At 69.7% G+C, this 11,878-nt stretch carries 12 protein-coding genes; 7 read left to right on the plus strand and 5 right to left on the minus strand.

Annotation, left to right across the window (positions count from 1 at the left end):
* On the plus strand, positions 1-1,031 hold a 1,031-nt coding region (locus tag NX1_RS28085), incomplete at its 5' end, for an AAA family ATPase (protein WP_157120147.1).
* On the opposite strand, the gene NX1_RS38460 is transcribed toward NX1_RS28085, so the two are convergent.
* The 4 genes from NX1_RS38460 to NX1_RS28100 form a co-directional block, all read right to left on the minus strand.
* Positions 1,028-1,159, minus strand: a complete 132-nt coding sequence (locus NX1_RS38460; RefSeq protein ID WP_281217215.1) for a hypothetical protein — start codon at positions 1,157-1,159, stop codon at positions 1,028-1,030. The two genes, NX1_RS28085 and NX1_RS38460, sit on opposite strands and share 4 nt — an antisense overlap.
* A 38-nt stretch (positions 1,160-1,197) precedes the next feature.
* A complete protein-coding gene (locus tag NX1_RS28090) occupies positions 1,198-1,419 on the minus strand; it encodes a hypothetical protein (RefSeq protein WP_068065725.1) in 222 nt (73 codons plus the stop codon).
* A gap of 16 nt (positions 1,420-1,435) precedes the next feature.
* Positions 1,436-2,326, minus strand: coding sequence for an MBL fold metallo-hydrolase (locus NX1_RS28095; protein ID WP_068065728.1), 891 nt, complete (start codon positions 2,324-2,326; stop codon positions 1,436-1,438).
* Between the two features lie 96 nt (positions 2,327-2,422).
* Positions 2,423-3,337: an NmrA family NAD(P)-binding protein gene (locus tag NX1_RS28100; RefSeq protein ID WP_068065731.1), complete on the minus strand. Its 915-nt coding sequence runs from the start codon at positions 3,335-3,337 to the stop codon at positions 2,423-2,425.
* A gap of 116 nt (positions 3,338-3,453) precedes the next feature.
* On the opposite strand from NX1_RS28100, the gene NX1_RS28105 reads away from it, so the two are divergent.
* The gene (locus tag NX1_RS28105) at positions 3,454-4,248 is read left to right on the plus strand and encodes a TetR/AcrR family transcriptional regulator (protein ID WP_068065736.1); all 795 of its coding nucleotides are present in this window, start codon (positions 3,454-3,456) and stop codon (positions 4,246-4,248) included.
* 108 nt (positions 4,249-4,356) lie between these two features.
* Here the strand turns inward: NX1_RS28105 and NX1_RS28110 are convergent, their stop codons facing one another.
* Entirely contained in the window at positions 4,357-4,746 is a 390-nt protein-coding gene (locus tag NX1_RS28110) for a DUF2237 family protein (protein ID WP_068065739.1), read from the minus strand.
* 317 nt (positions 4,747-5,063) lie between these two features.
* Here NX1_RS28110 and ftsY point away from each other — a divergent pair, with 317 nt between their 5' ends.
* The 5 genes from ftsY to NX1_RS28135 all read left to right on the plus strand — a co-directional run bounded on the left by ftsY (position 5,064) and on the right by NX1_RS28135 (position 11,778).
* Positions 5,064-6,620, plus strand: a complete 1,557-nt coding sequence (gene ftsY, locus NX1_RS28115; protein ID WP_373864922.1) for a signal recognition particle-docking protein FtsY — start codon at positions 5,064-5,066, stop codon at positions 6,618-6,620.
* A 459-nt stretch (positions 6,621-7,079) separates the two neighbouring features.
* Positions 7,080-8,378: an ammonium transporter gene (locus NX1_RS28120; RefSeq protein ID WP_174555535.1), complete on the plus strand. Its 1,299-nt coding sequence runs from the start codon at positions 7,080-7,082 to the stop codon at positions 8,376-8,378.
* 4 nt (positions 8,379-8,382) lie between these two features.
* A complete protein-coding gene (locus tag NX1_RS28125; RefSeq protein WP_067782130.1) occupies positions 8,383-8,721 on the plus strand; it encodes a P-II family nitrogen regulator in 339 nt (112 codons plus the stop codon).
* Between the two features lie 157 nt (positions 8,722-8,878).
* Positions 8,879-11,332 (plus strand): [protein-PII] uridylyltransferase, encoded by a 2,454-nt coding sequence (locus NX1_RS28130; RefSeq protein ID WP_068065745.1) that lies wholly within the window; start codon positions 8,879-8,881, stop codon positions 11,330-11,332.
* Between the two features lie 128 nt (positions 11,333-11,460).
* A complete protein-coding gene (locus NX1_RS28135; RefSeq protein ID WP_245668712.1) occupies positions 11,461-11,778 on the plus strand; it encodes a hypothetical protein in 318 nt (105 codons plus the stop codon).
* Positions 11,779-11,878 lie beyond the last annotated feature (100 nt).

Raw genomic sequence — 11,878 nt, forward strand, 5'->3', positions numbered from 1 at the left:
CCGAGCTGGAGCGGGTGGTGGCCGAGGCGAGCGCCCGCCGCGACGACCTGGTGCGCCGCCGCACCGAATGCGCGGCGCAGGTCGAGCAGGTCAAGGAGCGGGCGCGCGCGTTGAGCACGCAGCTGGCCCAGCTCACCGACGCGGTGCACCGCGACGAGGTGGCCAAGGCGCAGGCCGCGCTGCGCATCGAGCAGCTGGAAGCGACCATCGCCGAACAGTTCGGCATCGCCCTGAACGACCTGATCGCGGAGTACGGTCCCGACGTGCCGCTGCCGCCGTCGCCGCTGGAATTGGCCGAGTACGAGCAGGCCAAGGAGCGCGGCGAACAGGTCAGCGCCCCGCAGCCGATGCCCTACGACCGGGCGAGTCAGGAGCGCCGCGCCAAACGCGCGGAGAGGGATCTGGCCACGCTCGGCAAGGTGAACCCGCTGGCGCTGGAGGAGTTCGCGGCGCTGGAGGAGCGATACAACTTCCTGTCCACGCAGCTCGAGGACGTCAAGAACGCGCGCAAGGACCTGCTCGACGTGGTCGCCGAGGTGGACGCGCGCATCCTGCAGGTCTTCACCGAGGCATACGCCGACGTCGAGCGCGAGTTCGTCCAGGTGTTCGCCAAGCTGTTCCCCGGGGGCGAGGGCAGGCTGGTGCTCACCGACCCGTCCGACATGCTCACCACCGGCATCGAGGTGGAGGCCCGCCCGCCGGGCAAGAAGGTCAAGCGCCTGTCGCTGTTGTCCGGCGGCGAGAAGTCGCTGACCGCGGTCGCGCTGCTGGTGGCGATCTTCCGCGCCCGCCCCTCGCCCTTCTATGTCATGGACGAGGTGGAGGCCGCGCTGGACGACACCAACCTGCGCAGGCTGATCGGGTTGTTCGAGCAGCTGCGCGAGAAGAGCCAGCTGATCGTCATCACCCACCAGAAGCCGACCATGGAGATCGCCGACGCGCTGTACGGCGTGAGCATGCGCGGCGATGGCATCACGCAGGTCATCTCGCAGCGGCTGCGCGGCGAGAACCTCGCTCCCGCATCGGCCTAAGAAGTACGTCCGCGCGGTCGGCGTTCGGCCGCGTCGATCAGGCTTTTCCAGGCGTGGACGCCGATGTCGATCACCTCGTGCACCTCGCGGCGCGGAGTGAACGGAAGCGGGGCGACGCTGGTCGGCATAGAGCCGAGCCGGATCATCGCCCGCGGGTGTCACAACGCTATGGACATCGGCCGTCCCGCACGGGCGCGGGCAGCCTGACCACCCGCGCCTCCAGATCGACCAGCGGCTCGTCACCCGCCTGCCGGTCGTCGAGCTTGGCGACCGCGACCCATTCCGTGCGTTCGTGGATGTGCTTGCGCGAGGGACCGAAGATCTCGTCGACCTCGGCGCCGACCGGATTGCGCCGCTGCCGGGCGGTCCGCCGCTCGAAGAGATTCACCGCATCCAGCGTACGGTCACCGTGCTCGACCGGCCGCCGTGGCGAACCGGTGTGGCTGCCATATGTGCCCGCTGGTCGCCGGGACGGCGCTGCCGAACTGCACGTCGGCGAAATGGCAGCCGTAGCCGAGTGTTCCGGGCGCAGCGAGTTCCTCCACGAGACCGTGCCGCACGTCCGCCGACCGCATCGGGTCGTGGTCGGCCACGGCCGAGAGCTCGGGGTGCGCGATCTGCAGTGACGAGTGCAGCGCGTCGCCGAACGCGACGAGCCGGTGCTCTCCCGTGCCGATGACGAACCCGGTGTGGCCGGTGGTGTGCCCGGGCAGCGCAAGCACCCGCACGCCGGGAAAGACTTCGTCGCCCTCGGCGACGGTGCGGACCTGGTGGGCGAACACGTCGAGCATCTCGGCGGTGGTGCCAGCGGCGGCGGCCAGGTCGCGATGATGCCACTCGACCTCGGAGATCAGGACCGGGGCGTGCGCGAACGGCGTCCGGCGCGCACCGGGCGCCGCCTGCCACAGCCAGCCGAAGTGGTCGGCGTGCAAATGGGTGACGGCGACCATCTCGATCTCGGCGGGCTCGCGGCCGACCTGGGCGAGGCTGTCGAGCAGCGCGCCGCCGCGCAGGATTCCGACGCCGGTGCGGAAGGTCAGCGGGCCGAATCCGGCATCGATCAGCATGGCCCGTTCGCCGTATTCGATCAGCAGTCCGCCGACGCCGGCGACGAAGGAGTCGGCGTCGAGGTACTCGCCGTGCCTGCTCCAGAACCCGTCGGGCGCGGTGGGCAGCCAGGCTCGCGCGTTCATGGTGGTCAGGCCGTCGGGTAGATAGGTGACCTGTAGGTCGCCGACCTGAACGGTTCGGAGCGAGGCGGGCTGGATCAAACGCTCGGTGACGGAGAAGGTCATCGCGACTCGGCTTTCACGGCGTCGGTGTGCAGGTGCTATGACTCTATCCACGTTTCCCCGTCGCGTCGCGCCGAACGCACAGCGAATACCCGTGAATCAGACTGCGGCGGAATCCTTCTGAGCGTCGAGCAGCGCCGCGATACGGTCGGCCCCGCCCGATGCGAGCCAGGAGTCGAGGGTCAGCAGCCCGGGGTGGAGTTCGCGCAGAGCGGGAATATCGGCGTGCCAGCCGACGGTTCGCCGAGTCAGACGCCAGACGTCGACGATCTCGGGACCGATCGCCTCCGCCTCGGCCTCGCTCACTTCCTCGTAGCGCAGCGGGTGCCCGGTGGCGCCCGCGATCGCCGTGGCGGCGGCGACGGGAGTGACCGCGTCGCCCGCCAATTCGAGGATCTCGCCGTCGAAATGGTCCGGGTCCGCGAAGGCCAGCGCGGCGAAGACCGCGACATCGTCGACGGCGATCATCTGCAACGGCCGGTCGGCGGGGAACAGGTGGCGGTGCACGCCGTGCGCGATGCCGTCCACCGGTGAACCCTGGAGCAGGTAGTTCTCCATGAAACGGACCGGGCGCAGCACTGTGTGCCGCAGGCCGCTGGCGATCAGTGCCTCCTCGATGCGCCGCTTACCGTGTGCGCCCCAGGTGTCTTCGCCCAACGAGGCCACGCCGGTGAACACGAAGTGCTCGACCCCGGCGGTGCGCGCGGCATCGATCAGTGCGATGCCGCGCTGGGCCTCGAGGTCGCCGTCCCAGCCCTCGACGCGGTAAGTCGCTGGGGGAACCGCGAATACGCCGCGTGCGCCGGACGCCGCGGCGCGCAGGGTATCGGGCGCGTCGAAGTCGCCGATCGCCAGTTCGGCGCCTGCCGCGGCCAGCGCTCGCGCGGCGGGCGCGCCGGAATCGCGCACCAGGGCGCGCACCGGGATGCCGTCGGCGAGGAGTCTGCGGGCGGTGGCCCCGCCTTGCTTGCCTGTGGCGCCGGTGACGAGGATCGGTTCGTGCTGAGAGGACATGCTCGCCTTCTTCTGAAGAATCGTTCTGGCTAGAATCGGGTCGGTCGACCCGTTTTCGGACGTTACGGGTGAAATCACCCGCTTGGCCAGGCGATCGAGGGAAGGTGCGTAACGAAATGACGGTCTCGGCGACTTACTCGGCCCCTGCCGCCCTCGCGGCGCGGGCCGACGCGCAACGCAACCGCGCGTTGGTGCTCGCCGCCGCGCAGCGGGCCTTCGCCGAGCGCGGACTCGCGGTGTCCCTCGCCGAGGTCGCGCGCCGCGCCGGTGTCGGCGCCGGCACGGTCTACCGGCACTTCCCGACGAAATCCGAACTGCTGGAAGCGGTTATGCAGCAGCGGGTGGACCGGCTGGCCCGGCTCGCCGCCGCCCGTGCCGGTGCGCAGGACCCCGGCGCGGCGTTCTTCGAGTTCTGCGCGGACGTGGTGTCGTCCACCCCGCGCAACCAGGCGCTCTGCGAGATGGTGCAGTCCGACGACGGCTGGCCGCGCACCCTGATGGCCGGTGCGGGAGTGCGATTCCATCAGGCGCTCGAGGCGCTGCTGCTCGCGGCGCAGCGGCAGGGCGCGGTCCGCGCCGACATCGTGCTCGCCGACGTGCTCGACGTCTTCACCGGATGCGTTGCGATTCAACGGAACAAGCCCGCCGGGAGCGAACTGGCTCGCGCCGCGGTGATCCTGCTCGATGCGCTGCGCGCTACTTCCGGTGGCGCGGGCGTAGCGAAACTTCGCGTCGCGTCGGATACCCGTGACGAAACAGGTCCGCGTAACGAAACTTCGACGGGGCCGCGCTGCCCGATCTGCGGCGCGGAACTGGACGCGCCAGGGATCGGACGCCCTCGTCGTTACTGCTCGGCGGCCTGCCGTCAGAAGGCGCACCGTTCCCGTGTCGCCGTCCGAGCCATGGGTTGAACGCGCCACGCGGTGAGCGCCGTATCAAGGGAAGCCCCTTGATCGACAAGGCCGATCTCGGGTGGGGAATGAGGCCGCCGGATATTCGCGGCCGGTGTACTTCGACGCCTACAGCAGGTCGCTCACGTCGTCCGGGACGTCGACGGCGTATTTGCGCAGGATGTCCATGGAGATCACTTCCAGGGCGTTCTCGTGGGTGGCGGCGAGCACGACGGGGGCGGCGACGCCGTCCTCGTGGGCGTGCAGCCAGCGCACCGCGACCACGCACCACCGATCGCCCGGCTGCAGGCCGGGGAAGTTGTTCTCCGGGCGCGGCGAACTGAGGTCGTTGCCGATGGACGCCTGATGTTCGAGGAACTCGGCCGTGACGACGGTGCACACCGTATGGCTGCCCAGATCCTCCGGCCCGGTGCTGCAGCAGCCGTCCCGGTAGAAACCGGTCACAGGATCGGTGCCGCACTCTTCCAGCGGCCCCCCAAGCACGTTTCGATCGGTCACGTCGCCGATCCTATTGTCAGTTCGCGAGAAGTTCCGCAGGACAAGAAATCTCGGGGGCTGTGTCTCGGGCTCGCGCGTGGCGTGATAAGGCGCGGTTCCGCCGCTGCTCCGGCCGGGTGTGGGTCCGTGGAGGACCGGACGTGCCCCGTCTGTCGCACACCGCCGACTGTGCCCCGCCTCCCGACGCCTGTGGGCTGCGCCGCATCGGACCGCGAGTCATCGGGTTGCCGCATCGGTGATCGAACCCACATGGCGCTGCGGCGCGGCCGCGCCGCAGCGGACCGCGCCTATCAGCGGCGATGCGGTGTTCTGCAAGGATGGTCGGCGTGAGTTCCGAAGTCTGGATTCTGATAGCCGCGATCGCCGCCCTGCTCATGGTGGCGCTCGTCGCCGGATTCGTCCTGTACAAGCGCCGCCGCGTCTCCATCGCGGCACCGACGCCGGAGAAAGAGCTGACCGATCGGTCGGGCGGCTACACGGCCACGGGCGGGTTCAGCTTCAGCCAGGGCGGCGCGGCCACCGCGACACGCCCGGAACCGAACCTGGAACGGACCGATACCGAGGGGCAACCGCACGTCGGTGACGACGCGGCCGTCCCGCGCGACGCGCCGCGGCGCGGCATCACCAATGTGCCGCTGCCCGAGTCCGACGTCCTCGCGGAAGCCGGAGGGGCGACGGCGGAGCCGGTCGAATCGGCGGAGGCCGACACGCCCGACGCGACACACGTCGCTCCCGAATCGCCTGCTCCGGCTGACCCGGAGACGCTCGTCGATCCGCAAGCGACCGACCAGGCCCCGGCCGAGCAGCTCCCCGTCGATGAGCCGCCGGTTACGGCCGAGCCGCCCGCGGAGTCCGACACGGCGGTCGCCGAGCCCGAGACGACCGTCGAACCGGCCCCCGTCGTGCCCGACACCGCGGCGGCCGCCGAGACCGCTCCCGCGCTCGAGGAGATCGAGCCGACGGCGGGCCGTCTGGTCCGCCTGCGCGGCCGGCTGTCGCGGTCGCAGAACGCGGTGGGCAAGAGCCTGCTCGGCCTGCTCGGCGGCGGCGACCTGGACGAGGACTCGTGGGAGGAGATCGAGGACACCCTCGTTCTCGCCGATCTGGGCACCGCGAGCACCACCGCCGTCGTCGGCCGCCTGCGCGAGGAGCTGGCCGCGCGCAGCGTGCGCACCACCGACCAGGCCCGGGCCGTGCTGCGCGACGTGCTGGTCGAGGCGCTGCGTCCGGAGCTGGACCGTTCCATCCGCGCGCTGCCGCACGCCGACCATCCGTCGATCCTGCTGGTCGTCGGCGTCAACGGCACCGGAAAGACCACCACCACCGGCAAGCTGGCCAGGGTCTTGGTCGCCGACGGCCGCCGGGTGCTGCTCGGCGCCGCCGACACGTTCCGCGCCGCGGCCGCCGACCAGCTGCAGACCTGGGGCGAACGGGTCGGCGCGGAGACGGTGCGCGGCAAGGAGGGCGCCGACCCGGCGGCGGTCGCGTTCGACGCGGTCAGCGCGGGCATCGAGCGCGGCGTCGACGTCGTGCTCGTGGACACCGCAGGCCGCCTGCACACCAAGACCGGCCTGATGGACGAGCTGGGCAAGGTCAAGCGCGTCGTGGAGAAGAAGGCCGAGGTCGACGAGGTCCTGCTGGTGCTCGACGCCACGATCGGGCAGAACGGCCTCATGCAGGCGCGGGTGTTCGCCGAGGTCGTCGACATCACCGGCGTGGCGCTGACCAAGCTGGACGGGACCGCCAAGGGTGGCATCGTCTTCCAGGTGCAGCACGAGCTCGGCGTGCCGGTGAAACTGGTAGGCCTGGGTGAAGGCGCGGACGATCTGGCGCCGTTCGAGCCCGGCGCGTTCGTGGACGCGCTGCTCGGCTGAGCCCCGATTCGCATTCACATAGGACGGCCGAGCGGACCACCCGCTCGGCCCTCCTATGTTTGCGCATCGATAGCGGGCGATCGAGGTTCGAGGCCGTTCTCGGGCCGCCTCGACGACCTTTCTCTCGAGCGTTCCGTCACCGATCTCGAGACTTCCGCCGCGCCGCTCGATGAACGGAAAGTTTGCGGTGTCCTACTCACAGGTAACCGGTCGCCGCGGTGCGCCGACACCAACCTCACAGCGGGCCGGAAACGGGTGGTGTACGCCACGAAACGTGGTAGCAACACAACGGCGCTATCCGTTCACGCAGGCGCAACACGACAGCTCAACGAATGAAACACCGAATGGCGACCCTTCTGTGCAGGTCCATTTGCCGAAGGCGGCTGGGCCCGAGATGAGGAGGACATTAAGGTGGCATTTCCCGTAATCGGCGCGCCGGACGCCGGTGACACCGCATGGATGCTGGCTAGTTCAGCACTCGTGCTCCTGATGACACCCGGACTCGCGTTCTTCTACGGCGGCATGGTCCGTAGCAAGAACGTGCTGAACATGATCATGATGAGCATCAGCGCCATGGGATTGGTAACGATCCTATGGTCGCTGTACGGCTTCTCCATGACCTTCGGTGAGGACAAAGCGAACCTCATCGGCGACCCGGGGCAGTATTTCGGCCTGAAGAGTGTTTTCGGCGGTAGCTACCTTGCCTCCACCGACCCGGCGGCTCCGGCCGCGGTTCCGCTGAACGGAACCATCCCGCTGTCGGTGTTCGTCGCGTTCCAGCTCATGTTCGCGATCATCACCGTCGCACTCATCTCGGGCGCGGTCGCCGACCGCCTGAAGTTCGGCTCCTGGCTGCTGTTCGCCGGTATCTGGGTCACCGTCGTGTACTTCCCGGTCGCGCACTGGGTCTTCGCGTTCGACGGCTACACCGGTGAAGAGGGCGGCTGGATCGCCAACAACCTCAAGGCCATCGACTTCGCCGGTGGTACCGCGGTCCACATCAACGCAGGCGCCGCGGGCCTGGTGCTCGCGATCGTGCTCGGCAAGCGCAAGGGCTGGCCGCAGACGCCGTTCCGTCCGCACAACCTGCCGTTCGTCATGCTCGGCGCCGGTCTGCTGTGGTTCGGCTGGTACGGCTTCAACGCCGGTTCGGCCGTCGGCTCCAACGGCATCGCGGGCGCGACCTTCCTGACCACCACCATCGCCACCGCCGCCGCCATGCTGGCCTGGCTCCTGGTGGAGAAGGTCCGCGACGGTCACCCCACCTCGCTGGGCGCGGCGTCGGGCATCGTCGCCGGTCTGGTGGCCATCACGCCGTCCTGCTCCTCGGTGAACGTCGTCGGCGCGCTGGCCATCGGCGTCGTCGCGGGCGCGCTGTGCGCCCTCGCGGTCGGCCTGAAGTTCAAGTTCGGCTTCGACGACTCGCTCGACGTGGTCGGCGTGCACCTGGTCGGCGGTCTGGTCGGCACCCTGATGGTCGGCCTCGTCGCCGCTCCCGAAGCTCCGGCGGCCGTCGAAGGCTTGTTCTACGGTGGTGGGATCGAGCAGTTGAAGCTGCAGGCTGTCGGTGCGTTCACCGTGCTTGCGTACTCCCTGGTCGCGACGGCGGTGATCGCGTACATCGTGAAGTTCACGATCGGACTGCGCGCGACGGACGAGGGCGAGTCGGTGGGCCTGGACGAGTCCGAGCACGCGGAAACCGCATACGATTTCGCTGCTGTGGGTGGCACGGCACGCTCGCTCGTCAAGGAGGCATGACGACATGAAACTGATCACCGCAATCGTCAAACCGTTCACGCTCGAGGACGTCAAGTCCGGACTCGAACAGGCTGGCGTGCTCGGCATGACCGTCAGCGAGGTGCAGGGTTACGGGCGGCAGAAGGGCCACACCGAGGTCTACCGCGGCGCCGAGTACTCGGTGGACTTCGTGCCCAAGGTGCGGGTCGAGGTCGTCGTGGACGACGCGTCGGTCGACAAGGTCGTCGAGGTGATCGTCGAGGCCGCGCGCACCGGCAAGATCGGTGACGGCAAGGTCTGGGTCACCCCGGTGGAGTCGATCATCCGCGTGCGAACCGGCGAGCGCGGTACGGACGCTCTCTGATCGCGGCGTGAGCATCGGGCCCTGAGCCGGAACCGCAGCGTGCCGGCGCAGGGCCCGTGAGCGGCTCGATGCGATACGGGACAAACGAGCGGCGGCCCCGTTCCCACCGGAGAGCCCGGTAGGGGCGGGGCCGTACGCATTCAATGGGCGGTGGGTTGTGGGTAGCAGTAGCGGAAATGGCAAGCAGGGCAACGGCGAACGGGTCTCCAACGGGGCGGCCGATCTGGTCGCCGCGCGCGACCAGCTGCTCGACGGCGGCATGCCGCGCAATCCGCGGTTGGATGCCGAGTCGCTGCGGTCGGCGCTGGTAGACCTCTTCGACCTGTGGCTCACCAGCAAGGGCGCCGAACTCGGCATCACCGCCGACAGCGGCCTCGCGGTCGTCGCGGTCGGCGGGCTCGGGCGCAGGGAGATGCTGCCCTACTCCGATCTGGATCTGGTGTTGTTGCACGACGACGTCGATCCGGCCAGGGTGGCCGAGGTCGCCGACCAGCTCTGGTATCCGCTCTGGGACGCCCACATCAAACTCGACCACAGCGTGCGGACCGTCCCCCAAGCGCTGCGGGTCGCCAACGACGATCTGATCGCGGCACTCGGCATGCTCGAGGCCAGGCACATCGTCGGCGACGTGGAGTTGAGCAATCTGCTGATCGGCGGGGTGCGCCGCGAGTGGCGCACCGGAATCCGCAACCGTTTCGACGATCTGATCGCCCAGGCGCAGGCCCGCTGGCAGCGCAGCGGTGAGATCGCGCACCGCGCCGAGCCCGATCTGAAGAACGGCCGAGGCGGACTGCGCGACATCCAACTGCTGGACGCGCTGGCCGTCGCCCAGCTGACCGATGCCATGCCGGGGCTCGGTCCCGATGTGCCCGGCGGTGGCGTGAAACAGGCGCATCGGCGTTTGCTGGATGTTCGCACGGAGCTGCACCGTGTCGCCGGCCGTTCCCGCGATCAGCTGCGCGCGCAGGACGCCGACGAGATCGGCGCCGCCCTTCGCATCGGCGATCGGTTCGATCTCGCTCGCACACTGAGCGATTCGGCGCGGACGGTGAGCTACTCGGTCGACGTCGGGCTGCGCACCGCCGCCAACGCGTTGCCGCGCCGCGGGCTCGCTCGACTGCGCCGCATGCCCGTGCGACGACCACTCGATGAGGGGGTGGTCGAGCACGCGGGCGAGGTGGTGCTGGCCAGAGACGCACGGCCGCAACGGGATCCGGGGCTCATCCTGCGGGTGGCGGCCGCATCGGCGCAGACCGGGCTGCCGATGTCGGCCACCACGCTGAACCGCCTGTCCGAGGACGCGCCGGAGCTGCGCGAGCCGTGGCCGAAGGACGCGCTCAACGACCTGCTGGTGCTGCTCGGCGCCGGGCGCGGCGTCATCGACGCGATCGAGGCGCTCGACCGCACCGGACTCTGGGGCAGGCTGCTGCCAGAGTGGGGCGCGGTACGCGATCTGCCGCCGCGCGACGCACTGCACACCTGGACCGTCGACCGCCATCTGATGGAGACCGTCGCCTACGCGAGCGCGTCGATGACCCGGGTGGGCCGCCCCGACCTGCTCCTGCTCGGCGCGCTGCTGCACGACATCGGCAAGGGCCGGGCGGGCGACCACAGCGTGGTCGGCGCCGAGCTGGCCACCCATATCGGCCGCAGGCTCGGCCTGTGGCCCTCCGATGTGCGCACGCTCAGCGCCGTGGTGCGCCACCACCTGCTGCTCCCGGAAACCGCGACCCGCCGCGACCTCGCCGACCCGGACACGGTGCAGCTCGTGGTCGACGCGCTCGACGGAGACGTGCAGCTGCTGGAACTGCTGCACACGCTGGCCGAGGCGGATTCGCTGGCCACAGGTCCCGGCGTCTGGGGTGACTGGAAGGCGTCGCTCATCGGCGATCTGGTGCGCCGCTGCCGCACGGTGATGGCGGGTTTCGAACTGCCGACCCCCGAGCCCATCGCGCCGGAGTTGCTGGCCAAGGCGGCCGCGGGCGGCGTTCACGTCGACCTGAAGCCAGGCGAAGGCAAGTACACCTACGTGGTCACGGTGATCGCTCCCGACGCGCCGGGCCTGCTCTCCGACGCCGCGGGCGTGCTCGCGCTGCATTCGCTGCGGGTGCTCTCCGCCGCGCTCGGTGGCGAGGGCGCGTCGGCCGTCAACACTTTCGTCGTGTCGCCGAAGTTCGGCGACCCGCCGGACGCGGGTTTGCTGCGGCAGGAATTGATCAGGGCCATCGCAGGGGATCTCGACCTGCCCGCGTTGCTCGCCAAGCGCGAACGCGAGGCGAGCGGTGTCGGCCCGAGCCCGTACGCCCAGGCCCAGCCGCGGATGATCTGGTCGCCGACCTCGACGCCCGGCCAGCTGATCCTGGAGTTGCGCGCCGAGGACCGCGTCGGTCTGCTGAGCCGGTTGGCCGCGGCGTTCGCGGCGTGCGGCGCGAACGTGCGCTGGGCGAAGGTCGTCACCATGGGTTCGGCCGTGGTCGACGCGTTCTGCCTGGAGCTGGGCGGCGAGGATGCCGCGCAGCGGCGCGACGCCATCGAGAAGGCGGTGCTCGACGTCGTACCGCGACCCGCTCCGAAGACGCCCGACCCGGCGCTGCCCGACAGCGCCTCCTGACGGCGACGGCCCGTGTCTCGGCACGGACGACTGCGTTGCACGCTATTTGCTGGATCTTCTCTCCGTGTGCCGTGACGCACCCTACTATCAGAGCGTCCGGCTATCGCGAGCACGAGGGGAGCAGGTCGGTGGCAATTGAGGTTGTTTCGGCTTCGATGATGACGAGCGACGAGACCACGCACATGGCGCGGTGTGTCGGCGGAGATCGATGGGTCGTTTCCTGGTTGCCCGGCCGGACCTTGACCGGACGGCAGGCCGTGACCGCGATGACCATCGCCTCCACGGTATCCACCACGCCCGACGCGCCCGAGGGCGCGGACTGGGCGATGCTCGACGATTTGGCGCTCGAGCTCGGGCTGACCGGCCGGGAGGCCGCGTATATGGTCCGGTTGGAGAACCACGACTACCGCAAGACTTCCAAACCGCGCCGCCGCGCGCTCGAATAAATACCGCGCTCCGCTCGAAGGACGCACCGCCTGCGCGAACACGCGGGCGATCCCATTACCCTGGGAGCAAGTTGACGTCACTCGAGATCAGGAGCGCGAT

This window comes from Nocardia xishanensis NBRC 101358, from assembly GCF_001613365.1.
In the GTDB taxonomy this organism is placed as follows: domain Bacteria; phylum Actinomycetota; class Actinomycetes; order Mycobacteriales; family Mycobacteriaceae; genus Nocardia; species Nocardia xishanensis.